Genomic DNA, 13,662 nt, shown 5'->3' with positions numbered 1-13,662 from the left:
CAGAAATGTTCTTGGAGGTTGACGCTTATTTCATTTATACCTATCAGGTTCACGATTAATTGATTTTAGGGATCTTCACAATAAAGGTAGAGCCGATACCAGGGTGACTCTCGATCTCCACCGTACCATGAAGTAAATTCACGTATTCTTTCACGATCGACAATCCTAATCCTGTACCACCTGAATGGCGACTACGCGCTTTATCTACACGATAAAAACGTTCAAAGATGCGTTCTTGATCTTCGCGATCGATACCAATACCAAAATCTTGTACAGAGAAAATCAGCTGATCGTGGCTTTCGTAGCGAATGATGATCTCACTTTCTTCTTTTGAATATTGGATCGCATTTTCAAATAAGTTTTTGATGATCGGGTAAAGCAAATCAGGATGTGTCGTAAAGGCAGTATTTTCTCCAATCAATTTGATCGTCAACTGTTTTTTCCGGATCATTGGTTGATAGCTTTGGATCACTTGTTGGAAATAAGGCTCCATATAGATCGTTTGGGTTTCATGTAAACTCTCTTCGTCTTTTGATAACTGAATAATTTCTCGGATCAGCTTATCTAAACGAATCGCATCTTTTTGCATGATCAATAGAAATTCAGTCAGTGTGTCGGGGTCTTCTTTTGCACCGTCCAGTAAAGTCTCAGTAAACCCGATCAAAGAAGTGACAGGTGTTTTTAATTCATGTGAGACATTGCCGACAAAATCTTTTTGCATTTTTTCTAAATGTCTGACTTTTGTCAGATCATAAGCAACACCTAAAATTTGGCCAGTATCCTCTGAACTATTGAAATAACGCAAGCTGATATCCAGTGTTTGCGTACCGTCAGCAATCGTGACTTCTTGATGAACGATCGGTTCAGTCGGAGAAACTTGATGGATCAATTGGATCAATTTTGGTTCGCGGATCACTTCTGTGTAATGTTGATTTTCTTGATAATCTTTCACACCTAGATGGACTTGCATTTTTGGATTAAGCAGACGCAGTGTCGCATTGGAGTCAATCAGAAAGACACCGATCATCAATTCATTCAACAAGCTGTATAATTGCTCTTCCGTCGTCGTATAGGCGCGATACATTTTGGTCATCTGTTCACTCAAGCCATTGATCGTCTGGTATAATTCTTCCCATTGATCAGAAGTCTGCATAATGATTTCCGTTTGTTCCGGGTTCTTGACCATCTTTTTCAAAACAGGAATCACTGTTTTGAGTGGTTGGTTCCGTTGGTAAATCAGATAGTAGATCATAAATGTCAATAAAAGAAAGAAAACTAAGAAGAAACCAAATACCCAACGGCGAAAACTTTCCGTGCGAGGAAGAAAGCCACTTGTAGGTTCAGCGATGCGAATGATCGCTACTAATTTCCCATTGACTTTGATAGGCAAGGCGACATAAAGTAATTCTTCGTTCAATGTCGTACTCTTACGAAGTGAAGTGCCAAGCGTACTGCCTTCTAAGATCGCTTTGATTTCCGGACGTGTTTTTCTTTGTTCATGCAAAGAAGATTCTTCCGTGTCATAAATGATCGTGCCAGTTTGATCGATCAACGTCACTCGTTCATTGGATTGATGGACAAATTCATCCAGAACTGCTTTATTACTAGCAGAAGCAGGATTCTCAACATCTAGTTGACGAGCCAATAACTGCGCTTTTTTAGTCAAATAACTTTCTTGCTGTTCAATGATCTGTTGTTGGAAATAATGGGAGATGATCTGCCATCCGCCAAAAAATAAGCCAAGCAACAAGACGAGGAAAAATAAGCGCTCGGAGAATTTTTTCCATTGTTTTTTCATCGTTTTGGTTCCTGGAATTTATAACCAAAGCCCCGAACAGTCAGTAAATATTTAGGATGTTTCGGATCACGCTCGATTTTTTCACGTAAATGACTGACGTGGACATCAACAATACGACTTTGTCCAGAAAAATCAAAATTCCAGATACGATCCAACAGTGTATCTCGATCGATCACTCGATCTTTGCGTTTCATGAAATAAACAAGCAACTCAAATTCTTTCGGCGTAAGTTCGATCGGTTGGTCCTCGATCGTCACTTGATAATTCGTCAAGTCGGCTTTGATTTGTCCAATGGATAAGTATTCTGGTTCTGCCTCATCAGATTGAGTTTTACGGGGTTCGATCCGACGAAAGATGGCTTTCATCCGTGCAAGGACTTCCCGAGGGCTGAAGGGTTTCGTCAAATAATCATCCGCACCGATCTCCAGTCCAATGATTCGATCGACTTGATCATCTTTAGCTGTTAGGATCAATATAGGTGTGTCATTTTTTTCTTGACGGAGTTTTTGTGTGATCGCGATTCCGTCGATCGAAGGAAGCATCACGTCTAAAATAATGAAATCATATGAATGTTCCAATGCAAGATCAAGACCTTCTTGACCATCTGCAGCACTGGTTACTTTATATCCTTCTTTTTCAAGATTGAATGTCAGTAATGTTACAATTGAGGGTTCGTCATCAACAACTAGTACTTTTTTCATAAATTCTCCTTTTGATAAATTTCATCTCCTTTATTTTAGCACAGAATCGGGGGCAAGGACTATTTAACCAGCTAAATAAATGGTATAATATAAAAGCAATTTGCTCGGCTAAAGGAGAAAATGTCCGATGATCGGTATCAGTGCTTGTTTAGGTGGCGTGTCATGTCGCTATGATGGCCGGGAACAAACAATCCCTGCCTTAAAAAAACTCGTGACAGAAGGTCAAGCAATCGTGATCTGTCCAGAAGTAGCAGGAGGTTTGCCCATTCCAAGAGAACCAGCAGAAATCGTTGGTGGTGATGGGTTTGATGTCTGGGATCATCAGGCTAAGGTCATGACGATCTCTGGAAAAGATGTCACAGAAGCCTATAAAAAAGGTGCGATCAATGCTTATCAAGTGCTAAAGGAAAAGCAGATCTCAACGTTGATCTTAAAAGCAAATAGTCCTTCCTGCGGCTCATCAACTATCTATGATGGTAGTTTCACTGGTAGTCTGAAAGAAGGCATTGGCGTAGCTACCGCCTATTTTCTCCAACAAAAAATCAGTGTCTGCTCAGAAGAAGAGTGGATGGATCAACGAGGTGAGTTGAATGGAAATTGAGAAAACCAATCGGATGAATGCTCTTTTTGAATTTTATTCGACACTGTTGACTGAGAAACAAATGAATTATATGGAATTATATTATGCAGATGATTTCTCACTTGGAGAAATCGCTGAAGAATATGAAGTCAGTCGCCAAGCAGTTTATGATAATATCAAACGAACGAGCAAGATCTTGGAGAATTACGAAAAAAAACTCCACCTTTTTTCTGACTATGTCGTTCGTGAACAGTTGTTGACAGAATTGACGAACTATATCAATGAACAGTATCCTGAAGATCAAACGCTACAAGGATACATCAAAAAAATTCAAGAAATCGAAGAATAACAAAAAGGAATGAATAAAATATGGCATTTGAAAGCTTAACTGAACGCCTACAACAGGCGATGTCAAAGTTACGAAAAAAAGGAAAAGTCTCTGAAGCTGACGTCAAGGAAATGATGCGCGAGATCCGTCTTGCGCTATTAGAAGCCGATGTCAACTTACAAGTAGTCAAAGATTTTACGAAACGTGTGCGCGAACGTGCAGTTGGAGCAGAAGTACTTGATAGTCTTTCTCCAGCACAACAAATCGTAAAGATCGTGGATGAAGAGTTAACGATCACTTTGGGTTCTGAAACAGTTGAATTGACTAAATCTCCTAAAATCCCGACTGTCATCATGATGGCTGGGTTGCAAGGGGCAGGTAAAACAACGTTTACTGGTAAATTAGCGAATTATTTAAAGAAAAATGAAAATGCTCGTCCCTTATTGATTGCAGGTGACGTGTACCGTCCTGCTGCCATCGACCAGTTAAAAGTTTTAGGACAGCAATTGGATGTTCCGGTTTTTGATATGGGAACAGATGTGAGTCCTGTAGAAATCGTTCGTCAAGGGATGGAACTCGCAAAAGAAAAGAAAAATGATTACGTATTGATCGATACAGCCGGTCGTTTACACATTGATGAAACATTGATGGATGAATTAAAACAAATCAAAGACTTAACACAACCTAACGAAATCTTACTCGTTGTCGATGCGATGACTGGTCAAGATGCCGTCAACGTTGCGGATAGCTTCAATCAACAATTAGGGATCACCGGGGTCGTCATCACAAAATTAGATGGAGACACACGTGGGGGAGCGGCGCTATCAATCCGTTCAGTGACAGGCGCACCGATCAAGTTCATCGGTTCTGGTGAAAAGCTGACTGACTTAGAAGTCTTCCATCCAGATCGCATGGCAAGTCGTATCCTTGGTATGGGGGATATGTTGACGCTGATCGAAAAAGCGCAACAAGACTATGATGAGAAAAAAGCAGAAGAGCTTGCGCAAAAAATGCGTGAAAACTCATTTGACTTCAATGATTTCATTGAACAATTGGATCAAGTCATGGGTATGGGCCCAATCGAAGACTTATTAAAAATGATCCCAGGAATGAATCAAATGCCAGGAATCGAAAATATCAAAGTTGATCCGAAAGATGTTGAGCGTAAAAAAGCAATGGTTTATTCAATGACACCTGCAGAACGTGAAAACCCAGACCTATTGAATCCAAGCCGTCGACGCAGAATTGCTGCTGGTTCAGGGAACAGCGTAGTGGAAGTCAATCGTATGATCAAACAATTCAAAGAATCCCGTAAGATGATGCAACAAATGTCTAAAGGGGACATGAATATTCCTGGCATGGACCAAATGTTCGGTACCGGTGTCAAAGGTAAGCTAGGAAAAATGGCGATGAATCGCATGATGAAGAAAAACAAAAAGAAAAAGAAGAAAAAGAAATAAACAGTAATCAAGTGCAAAAAAGCTTCGAAGACGTATTTAATTTTGTCTTCGGAGTTTTTTCATACATTGTTTGAAAATCCTAAAAGGAGTGAGTCGATGAAACGCTGTCCATGGAGTGAATCAACTGAAATGATGCGTGAGTACCATGATACGATTTGGGGGGTACCTGAATATGAAGATCAACGACTGTACCGTAAATTAATGCTTGATATCAATCAAGCAGGTCTCAGCTGGCAAACGATCTTGAACAAGAGCCAAGCTTTTGATGAAGCTTATGACCAGTTTGAACTCGAAAAAATTGCCAAGTATGATGAAGAAAAAATCGAAGAATTGATGAACAACAAGGGGATCATTCGCAATCGTCGAAAAATCGAAGCGGCAATAACGAACGCACAAGCTGTTCTGGCAATGCAAGCCACTGGACTCAGTTTTTCGGATTATCTCTGGTCTTTTGTGGATGGCAAAGTAGTAACCGGAAACTACCAAGACCAAAGTGAAGTGCCAACTACTAGTGAACTCTCTGATCGTACCTCAAAGGACTTGAAAAAACGCGGCTTCAGATTTATTGGAAGTACGACTATTTATGCCTTTTTAGAAGCGGTAGGGATCATCAACGATCACCTGATCACTTGTTTTCGCCACCAAGAAGTCAAACGCTAAAGGAGAAGGATAATATGTCTAAGATCATTTTTTACGGAGCAATCAGTATGGATGGCTATCTAGCAACAACTAATGATGACTTACAATGGCTCTTCGATACGCCTACTGGGGAAAAAACAACCTATGATGCGTTTTATCAAACCATCGATACAACGATCATGGGCAGAAAAACGTATCAAGAAGCCAAAAAATATTTAGATACAGCCAAGATCTATCCAGAAAAAACCAATTACGTCTTTTCAACAGACAAAGAATTGAAGCTGGAGGATGCTAGGGTCGTTCACGAAGATCCCGTAAGCTTTCTCAAGGGGTTGAAGGAATCAAGTGAACAAAGGATCTGGGTAGTTGGTGGGGGCAGTTTGCTCAAACCAATCATTGAACAGCAACTGATCGATGAATGGTACATTCAAATTGCGCCGGTTTTACTTGGAAATGGGATTCGTCTTTTTCAAGAAGGGGATTATGTACGGCGGTATCAATTGGTGGACACGAAACGCTTTGGCGAGTTCATCGAGCTACACTATCGTAAAGAAGAGCACAAAGAATAGTAGGTCACACAAAAAACCACGAAACAACATGCTGTTTCGTGGTTTTTTGTAAAATTAGCAAGACATCAAGCGTTCAATTTTCCCGCGAAATCTAGATACGCATCTAAAATCGTTTGGAAGAAATCAACGGTTCCTTGGATAATGTTGCCTTCTTCATCAAGTAAGTTAGTGATATTTCCGATATACGCTTCTGGTTGTTGTAATGTTGGGACATTTAAAAAGACTAATGATTGACGTAAGTGATGATTTGCGCCAAAACCACCGACTCCACCAGGAGAAGCAGTGACCACTAAACCAGGTTTTTTATCCCAAACACTTTGACCATAAGGACGAGAACCAACATCCAAGGCATTTTTCAATACAGCTGGCACTGAGCGGTTGTACTCAGGAGTTACAAAGATCACGCCGTCTAGATCTTTGACTTCTTCACGGAAACGTGTCCATTCTGCAGGTGTTTGCTCAGGTGTTTCGATATCTTCGTTATAAAAAGGAAGGTCATCAATTTTTACAAATACGCTCTCGTATCCTTCCGGTAATAAGTCCGCAAAAGTTTCTGCAACTTTCTTATTGTATGAATCTTTTCTTAAACTTCCGATGAAAAAACCAATTTTTTTTGTCATAAAACAATTCCTCCTTCAATCTTTCTATATTTATCTTACAAAAAATAAGTAAACTGAGCAAATAAAAACACTTGGGTTATTTTAATGTGTGATCGAAAACATAGGAAATGCTTATGGATAGGGGATTTACAAGCTTCCTATGTTCAACCTTGATGATTCAAAAAAGTAAGAAAAAATCCGTAGAAAAGGAACAAACTACTTAGAGAAAGAATAAAAATAGAAAAAAATCAGACTGTAAAGAAAAAAAGCTTTACAGGGTAAAAAAAAACTGGTACACTACATCTTGTGAATAAAACAATGGAGGTGGAAATATATAATGGCAGTTAAAATCCGTTTAAAACGTATGGGTTCTAAAAAGAGTCCTTTTTACCGTATCGTCGTAGCTGATTCACGTTCTCCTCGTGATGGACGTTTCATCGAAACTGTAGGTACTTACAACCCTTTGAAAGACCCTGCAGAAGTAGTTTTAAAAGAAGATTTAGTACTTGACTGGTTATCAAAAGGTGCACAACCTTCAGATACAGTACGTAACATCCTTTCAAAAGAAGGCGTTATGAAAAAACATCATGAAGCTAAATTCTCAAAGAAATAAGGTGACCGGATATGAAAGATTTAAGCGACTTAGTCTTAACAATCGTTCGTCCGTTAGTTACTTATCCTGATCAAGTCCAGCTAGAAGTCGTTGAGTCGGAAGATTTTTACGAATACAATCTAACTGTGGCTCCCGAAGATATCGGTCGTATCATCGGTAAACAAGGACGCGTTGCGAAAGCAATCCGCACAATCGTTTACGGAGTACGAATCAATGCACCGAAAAAAGTGCGTTTGAATATCATCGACAATAAAGAATAAACTGTTTCGTTTTCGCGAAACAGTTTTTTTTTGTTCTTTAGAGATCATATTTGGCAAAAACAGGTACAAAGCGTATCCTTAATAGTAAGAGAGGAGTGTTTCGAATGAAAAAAATAGGTTTGATCAGCTTATTCGCAGTCGCTTTACTCGGTGCCTGTCAATCACCAAGTGAAACGAGTCAAGAAACGACAAATGAAACAGTTCGTACGAAAGAAACAAGTACTTCAAAAGAAGAGATAGGGTCATCTTCCGTGAGTAGCAATGAGACAGCCTCATCAGCTGAAACAAGTACGAGTACGCAAGAAAATTCGACGCAAACTGCCTTTGAGCAATTGCAAAAAGAGTATCCAGACACACCGATGCCCAAAGAGATCCCAGTTGGGTCATCTAACTTGAACATCGCAGCAACGATGACAAAACAAGGCTTTTCTGTCTTATACTATCAATCAGAACAAGCGCTACCACTAAACGACGCCTCATTGAACCAAGCAGAACCAATCGCTTCTTACCTTTATCAAGATGACTTTGCATCTTCCCAAGAAACACTGAACACGATTCAGCCATTTACGGTCGATACTGGAGGAAGACAAGTCGATCTCGGTTATAACATTGTCGGTTATCAACAAGGTGCTGCTGGTTCTTCGATTCTTGAGTGGCAAGAAGGAAATTGGCGGTTACGAATACGTGCCAGCAATATTGACGGACAAGATCCTGTACCTTTGGCGAAACAGATCGTGACTTACTTGGAGTCTGCCCGCTTACCTGCACCGGAAAAAGTCGGAACGATCGAAATCAATATGACCGATGGCACGAATCAAAATACTCGAATCATTTGGCAAAAACCAACCACTGTCTATACCATCACGAATCAAGATTCGATGAATGCATTAAAAATGGCTGTTTCCATGGAACAACAATAAAAGAAGACTAGAATTGCCAAGAACCACATGCTAAAATAGACAGGAAACGATAGAACACTCTGAGTCCAAAAGCAAATCGGGACCAAGCAGAGTGACAAGAATCATGAAAGAAATGAGGACAAAAGTTGACTGAATATCTAAACGTTGGCAAGATTGTCAATACCCAAGGAATCAAAGGTGAAGTCCGTGTCATCTCAACCACAGATTTCCCTGAAGAACGTTACAAAAAAGGTGAAGTTTTGACACTCTTCCAAGAAGGAAAAGCTCCTGTAGAATTGACTGTAAAGAGTCACCGTAAACACAAAAACTTTGATTTACTCAGCTTTGAGAATCATCCTTCCATCAATGACGTTGAAAAATACCGTGATGGTATCTTACGTGTATCAAAAGAAAACTTAGTTGAATTGACAGAAAATGAATATTACTACCATGAAATCATTGGCTTGAAGGTCATTGATGAAAACGAAAAAGAACTAGGAAAGATCAAAGAGATTTTATCTCCAGGCGCAAATGACGTTTGGGTCATCCAACGACCAAAGAAAAAAGATGCACTGATCCCGTATATCGATTCCGTCGTTCAAGAAGTCGATCTTGAAAATGGCTTGGTTCGTGTGACATTATTAGAAGGATTGATCGATGATGAAGATTGACGTGTTGACTCTGTTTCCACGAATGTTTGAAGGTCCGATGGGGGAATCGATCATTGGTAAAGCAGTAGCAAAAGAATTGTTAGAAATCAATGTTTCTAATTTTCGTGAGTATTCGGACACCAAACACCAAACAGTCGATGATTATCCATATGGTGGTGGGGCAGGGATGTTATTGAAAGTCCAACCCATCTATGACAATATCAAAGCCATCGAAGAAAAACATCCAGAAACAAAAAAACGTGTGATCTTGCTTGATCCAGCTGGTAAACCATTTAATCAAAAAATGGCAGAAGAATTTTCGGAAGAAGAGCATCTGATCTTTATTTGTGGCCACTATGAAGGCTATGATGAGCGCATCCGTTCACTCGTAACAGATGAAGTCTCATTGGGAGATTATGTATTGACCGGTGGTGAGCTAGGCGCCATGGTGATGATCGATGCGACCGTTCGGCTATTGCCAGATGTTTTAGGTAATCAAACATCTGCCCAAACAGACTCGCATTCTACTGGCTTGTTGGAACATCCTCAATATACAAGACCAGCAGAATTCAAAGACATGAAGGTACCAGAAGTATTGACCAATGGTAATCATAAATTGATTGAAGAATGGCAACTAAAAGAATCCTTACGCCGAACATATCTTCGACGTCCAGACATGTTAGCAAAATTAGACATGACACCGCAAATGGAAAAAATGCTAGCGGAGATCAAAAAAGAAGAAGCTTGAGTTGCAACAAATAAATGAAAATTTTCTTTACACTCACCATAGAATATGATAGTATTCTATGGTGAGTGTAAAAACACTTAACTATTACGATGTTCCGCTGTGAGAAATTACTCATAAGAATGTTTGGAATAAGGAGAAGAAAACAATGAATCCATTAATCGAAGAATTAACAAAAGAACAACTACGTTCTGACATTCCAGCTTTCCGCCCTGGTGACACTGTACGTGTTCATGCGAAAGTTGTCGAAGGTACTCGTGAACGTATCCAGTTATTTGAAGGTGTTGTAATCAAACGCCGTGGTGCTGGAATCAGCGAAACTTATACAGTACGTAAAGTTTCTAACGGTGTAGGCGTTGAGCGTACATTCCCATTGCACACACCACGTGTTGCAAAAATCGAAGTTGTCCGTTACGGTAAAGTACGTCGTGCGAAATTGTACTACCTACGTGCATTACACGGAAAAGCAGCTCGTATCAAAGAAATCCGTCGTTAATTTCTTATTATCAGACAGAGGAAGAACCCTTGAATTTTCAAGGGTTCTTTTTTTTGCTTTACGACAAGTAGGGTTCGTGAATTTAAATTAAATGAATATCATCGAGGATCAATCGAAATGTAAATCCCCCTTTTTAATGGTGGTTATGTTTTTACTGTTTTTTGATAAACGTATTGATTTGTACAGTAAGTTCTTTAGTTGCTTTTTTTATTTCTTCTTTTGCTAAGATCGCTGAAACCACAGCAAAGCCTTGAACGGGGAAGGTTTTGAATTCTGCAATCGTGTGTTCGTTGAGACCACCGATCAAAACAACAGGGATCGAAACGTGTTGAAGAATCTTCTTGAGTTCATTTTTTGATACGATGATGGCATCTGTTTTAGTAGCGGTTGGAAACATCGTCCCTACACCTAAATAATCTGCCCCAGCTTGTTCAGCGGAAATTGCTTGTTCGAGTGTTTGGACGGAAGCGCCGATGATTTTTTCAGGGCCAATCATTTTTCTCACCACAGCCACAGGTAGATCTGTTTGACCGGCATGAACACCGTCTGCATCACAAGCTAACGCAATGTCTACTCGATCGTTGATGATCAATGGAACATTGTATGGTTTAGCTAATCGTTTCAATGCGATCGCTTCCTCATAAAAATCTCGTGAATTGGCTTTTTTTTCTCTCAACTGTAAGACGGTAATACCTCCTTCAAGAGCTTGTTGCACTGCTTCTTGGAGGGGCTTTTTTTTCAGCAGTGACTGGTCTGTCACTAGGTATAAGGAATAGTTGATGTCATTTTTCAAAGTAGTTTCCTCGCAGTAGTAATGTTTCCCGATCAATACGGCTGATTTCATCAATCAGTGCGATCCGAAAACTTCCCGTACCAGCCGTTTGTTCCAACGCAAGCTCGCCAGCAATCCCCATGGTAAGAACAGCTGTAGTTGCTGCATGGAAAAGATGTTCAGGAGACCCCCCACAAAAGCTAGCAATCAATGAAGTGAGCATACAGCCAGTGCCAGTGATCCGACTCATTTCAGGACAACCATTGTGCACTAAGATTTTACGCCGCCCATCAGAAATCACATCTGTCGCACCGGTGATCACTACGATACATTTGTGAGCGGTTGCTAATTGATCAGCAATCCGTTGGGCTTCTTCAATGGAGCTTGCATCATCTGCCGAGGCATCGACACCTTTCGTCGTGCTTGCGATTCCCGCTAAAAAGCGGATTTCTGAAATATTGCCACGAATCACTGCACATTTCAAGTTTTCTATGATCGTTTTCGCTGTTTGATTACGAAACTGTGAAGCCCCTGCACCGACTGGATCAAAAATGATCGGGATACCTTTTTCGTTGGCTGTTTGCCCAGCTGAAAGCATCGAAGCTACGGTACGTTCATTCAAAGTACCCATGTTTAGTACCAATGCCTGTGACATTGCTGTGATTTCCGCTACCTCTAACGCATCATCAGCCATGATCGGTGAACCACCGATCGCAAGTGTGACATTCGCACAATCATTGACCGTTACATAGTTCGTGATATGGTGGACCAAAGGATTTTTCATACGGACCGTTTCTACAGCTGTTTTTAAAAATGTATTCATTGACTTTGTTCCTCCTTAAGACCATTGCGATAGAGTGAATAGAAATGATTGGTTGGGCCATGACCTTCGCCCAATTCTAGTGAATGTGCGATTGCAGTAGTGATATATTTTTTAGCCTTGGAAATTGCTTGGTCTAATGGTACGCCCAAAGCGAGTTGTGAGGCAATCGCTGAAGAGAAGGTACAACCAGTGCCATGGGTGTTTTTTGTGACGATTCGTTCAGATGTATAGGAGTAAATATTTTTCCCATCATACAATATATCAGTGGCTTCACCTGTGCGATGGCCTCCTTTGATCAAAACTGCAGCGTGACATGTTTCATAAATAGCTTTTGCTGCTCGTTCCATTTCTTCCAGGGAAGTAATCGAGCGATCAGCGATTTTTTCTGCTTCTGGAATATTGGGGGTGATCAATGTAGCTAATGGTAAGACGTTTTTGATCAATGTGTCGATTGCTTCTGGCTCCATCAAAGCATCGCCATTTTTTGCATACATCACAGGATCCAGTACAATATTTTTAGGTTGCCATTCTTGTAGACTGCTTGCGACAGCTAACATCGTATCTGCACACGACAACATACCGATTTTAACTGCATCAGGATAGATGTCCTCGAAAACAGCTGTCATTTGTTCATTGATAATTGTTGGTGCGATGTCTTGGTATGAGATTACACGAGCGGTATTTTCAGCGACTACTGAGGTGATCAAAGACATCCCATAAACACCATGAGCGGCAAATGTTTTTAAATCGGCTTGGATACCGGCGCCACCGCTACAGTCTGAGCCAGCAATACTTAGTACTTTTTTCATCAAATTCCTCCTTAAAAATAGAAAAAAAGACATTCTTCCAGTATAGAAGAATGCCTTGATTGTTTCGATTTCGCATCAACAAAAAGGACATTTGCTCCCTACGCTGGTATCAACCAACAGGTTCAAAGGGTCAGGTTTTACCTTCTCAACGCGATAACGTCCCCCTGCAAACAAAATCATATTTAGTTACGAACCAATGATATCTGAAAAAAGCAGAAGATTCAAGTTTACAGGAGCAAGCCTACACTGAGTAGCTAAAAGCAACAGTTTACTTTCTTTCGAAGTAGCGTTCTTATAGGAATTGCTAGTGCGTTTCTCAAGATGGTATACTAAAGAAAAACGATAGAATATTCTAAGTGTACGATGCAATATATCAAAGCCAAACTTTTGGAGGGAATCTCATGACAGAGTTAAGTAATCTACCGAATATAGGGAAAGTATTAGAAGAAAATTTACGAAAGATTGGTGTGACAACGGAAGAACAATTTAAAGAAAAGGGAACGGAACAGATATTTTTTGAAATTCGTCAAAAGGTGGACAGTGGCGCCTGTCTGCATATGCTATATGGAATCGAAGGAGCGAGAAAAGGCAAGCCTATGCAAGCTTTGACAAAAGAGGAAAAAGAAAAGTTAAAGCAATTCTATCGAAGCCTAAGCAAAATAATAAGCAATGAAATCCGGAAATTGTGGCTTGTTCCGTATTTCGTTGCTTATTTTTGTATAATTTTTTTAAAAAAGTTCATTGCTATCGATGGATAAGCAATCTTTGTTTTACTTTTCTGATCAAAATAAGCGATGAAGATAGAAAATACGAAATTATTAAAGGATATTTTTTGTGAATTTAATAACAATATTTAGTTTTTTTATAACTTTTTAACAGAAATATATATTGCTAGGAAAAAGCGATGAAATTGATCGGATT

General features: G+C 39.9%; 18 protein-coding genes and 1 riboswitch. Of the genes, 12 read left to right on the top strand and 6 right to left on the bottom strand.

Annotation, left to right across the window (positions count from 1 at the left end; genetic code table 11):
• Positions 1 to 55 precede the first annotated feature (55 nt).
• A complete protein-coding gene (locus HZ311_RS02575) occupies positions 56 to 1,798 on the bottom strand; it encodes a sensor histidine kinase (protein WP_023519976.1) in 1,743 nt (580 codons plus the stop codon).
• The gene (locus tag HZ311_RS02570) at positions 1,795 to 2,499 is read right to left on the bottom strand and encodes a response regulator transcription factor (RefSeq protein ID WP_010734999.1); all 705 of its coding nucleotides are present in this window, start codon (positions 2,497 to 2,499) and stop codon (positions 1,795 to 1,797) included. The genes HZ311_RS02575 and HZ311_RS02570 overlap by 4 nt, the downstream gene beginning before the upstream one ends.
• Before the next feature lie 127 nt (positions 2,500 to 2,626).
• On the opposite strand from HZ311_RS02570, the gene HZ311_RS02565 reads away from it, so the two are divergent.
• The 5 genes from HZ311_RS02565 (at position 2,627) to HZ311_RS02545 (ending at position 6,075) form a co-directional block, all read left to right on the top strand.
• Positions 2,627 to 3,100 (top strand): 2-thiouracil desulfurase family protein, encoded by a 474-nt coding sequence (locus tag HZ311_RS02565; protein WP_010735000.1) that lies wholly within the window; start codon positions 2,627 to 2,629, stop codon positions 3,098 to 3,100.
• Positions 3,090 to 3,428, top strand: coding sequence for a putative DNA-binding protein (locus HZ311_RS02560; protein ID WP_010735001.1), 339 nt, complete (start codon positions 3,090 to 3,092; stop codon positions 3,426 to 3,428). The genes HZ311_RS02565 and HZ311_RS02560 overlap by 11 nt, the downstream gene beginning before the upstream one ends.
• A 20-nt stretch (positions 3,429 to 3,448) precedes the next feature.
• Positions 3,449 to 4,867 (top strand): signal recognition particle protein, encoded by a 1,419-nt coding sequence (ffh, locus tag HZ311_RS02555; RefSeq protein WP_010735002.1) that lies wholly within the window; start codon positions 3,449 to 3,451, stop codon positions 4,865 to 4,867.
• A 96-nt stretch (positions 4,868 to 4,963) separates the two neighbouring features.
• Complete coding sequence (locus tag HZ311_RS02550; RefSeq protein WP_023519975.1) at positions 4,964 to 5,527, top strand: DNA-3-methyladenine glycosylase I; 564 nt, start codon at positions 4,964 to 4,966, stop codon at positions 5,525 to 5,527.
• Positions 5,528 to 5,541: 14 nt separating this feature from the next.
• Positions 5,542 to 6,075: a dihydrofolate reductase family protein gene (locus HZ311_RS02545; protein ID WP_023519974.1), complete on the top strand. Its 534-nt coding sequence runs from the start codon at positions 5,542 to 5,544 to the stop codon at positions 6,073 to 6,075.
• 65 nt (positions 6,076 to 6,140) lie between these two features.
• Here the strand turns inward: HZ311_RS02545 and HZ311_RS02540 are convergent, their stop codons facing one another.
• Positions 6,141 to 6,695 carry an NADPH-dependent FMN reductase gene (locus HZ311_RS02540; RefSeq protein ID WP_010735005.1) on the bottom strand — a complete coding sequence of 185 codons (555 nt, stop codon included), beginning with the start codon at positions 6,693 to 6,695 and terminating at the stop codon, positions 6,141 to 6,143.
• A gap of 316 nt (positions 6,696 to 7,011) precedes the next feature.
• Between HZ311_RS02540 and rpsP the strand changes: the two genes are divergently transcribed.
• The 6 genes from rpsP to rplS all read left to right on the top strand — a co-directional run bounded on the left by rpsP (position 7,012) and on the right by rplS (position 10,337).
• The gene (gene rpsP / locus HZ311_RS02535; RefSeq protein ID WP_010735006.1) at positions 7,012 to 7,287 is read left to right on the top strand and encodes a 30S ribosomal protein S16; all 276 of its coding nucleotides are present in this window, start codon (positions 7,012 to 7,014) and stop codon (positions 7,285 to 7,287) included.
• An 11-nt stretch (positions 7,288 to 7,298) separates the two neighbouring features.
• Positions 7,299 to 7,547, top strand: a complete 249-nt coding sequence (locus HZ311_RS02530) for a KH domain-containing protein (protein ID WP_010735007.1) — start codon at positions 7,299 to 7,301, stop codon at positions 7,545 to 7,547.
• Positions 7,548 to 7,651: 104 nt separating this feature from the next.
• Positions 7,652 to 8,467 carry a hypothetical protein gene (locus HZ311_RS02525; RefSeq protein ID WP_023519972.1) on the top strand — a complete coding sequence of 272 codons (816 nt, stop codon included), beginning with the start codon at positions 7,652 to 7,654 and terminating at the stop codon, positions 8,465 to 8,467.
• A gap of 125 nt (positions 8,468 to 8,592) precedes the next feature.
• A complete protein-coding gene (gene rimM / locus HZ311_RS02520; RefSeq protein ID WP_010735009.1) occupies positions 8,593 to 9,117 on the top strand; it encodes a ribosome maturation factor RimM in 525 nt (174 codons plus the stop codon).
• Entirely contained in the window at positions 9,107 to 9,844 is a 738-nt protein-coding gene (gene trmD / locus HZ311_RS02515) for a tRNA (guanosine(37)-N1)-methyltransferase TrmD (protein WP_178946804.1), read from the top strand. Before rimM ends, trmD begins: the two co-directional genes overlap by 11 nt.
• Positions 9,845 to 9,989: 145 nt before the next feature.
• Positions 9,990 to 10,337 carry a 50S ribosomal protein L19 gene (gene rplS / locus HZ311_RS02510; protein ID WP_002286913.1) on the top strand — a complete coding sequence of 116 codons (348 nt, stop codon included), beginning with the start codon at positions 9,990 to 9,992 and terminating at the stop codon, positions 10,335 to 10,337.
• A gap of 151 nt (positions 10,338 to 10,488) precedes the next feature.
• Here rplS and thiE read toward each other — a convergent pair whose 3' ends face one another.
• Genes thiE through thiD form a run of 3 tightly spaced genes read right to left on the bottom strand, consistent with a single transcriptional unit; the run spans position 10,489 to position 12,741 of the window.
• A complete protein-coding gene (gene thiE / locus HZ311_RS02505; protein WP_023519971.1) occupies positions 10,489 to 11,130 on the bottom strand; it encodes a thiamine phosphate synthase in 642 nt (213 codons plus the stop codon).
• Positions 11,120 to 11,932, bottom strand: coding sequence for a hydroxyethylthiazole kinase (gene thiM, locus HZ311_RS02500; RefSeq protein WP_023519970.1), 813 nt, complete (start codon positions 11,930 to 11,932; stop codon positions 11,120 to 11,122). Before thiM ends, thiE begins: the two co-directional genes overlap by 11 nt.
• Complete coding sequence (gene thiD, locus HZ311_RS02495) at positions 11,929 to 12,741, bottom strand: bifunctional hydroxymethylpyrimidine kinase/phosphomethylpyrimidine kinase (RefSeq protein WP_178946460.1); 813 nt, start codon at positions 12,739 to 12,741, stop codon at positions 11,929 to 11,931. The genes thiM and thiD overlap by 4 nt, the downstream gene beginning before the upstream one ends.
• Before the next feature lie 78 nt (positions 12,742 to 12,819).
• Positions 12,820 to 12,917: riboswitch (TPP riboswitch) on the bottom strand.
• 225 nt (positions 12,918 to 13,142) lie between these two features.
• Between thiD and HZ311_RS02490 the strand changes: the two genes are divergently transcribed.
• Positions 13,143 to 13,499 carry a TfoX/Sxy family protein gene (locus tag HZ311_RS02490; protein WP_023519968.1) on the top strand — a complete coding sequence of 119 codons (357 nt, stop codon included), beginning with the start codon at positions 13,143 to 13,145 and terminating at the stop codon, positions 13,497 to 13,499.
• Positions 13,500 to 13,662: the final 163 nt, after the last annotated feature.

The sequence above is a fragment of the Enterococcus mundtii genome (assembly GCF_013394305.1).
GTDB lineage: Bacteria > Bacillota > Bacilli > Lactobacillales > Enterococcaceae > Enterococcus_B > Enterococcus_B pernyi.
The sequence above is the reverse complement of the archived record's forward strand: the minus strand, read 5'-3'. Positions and strand labels throughout refer to the sequence as shown.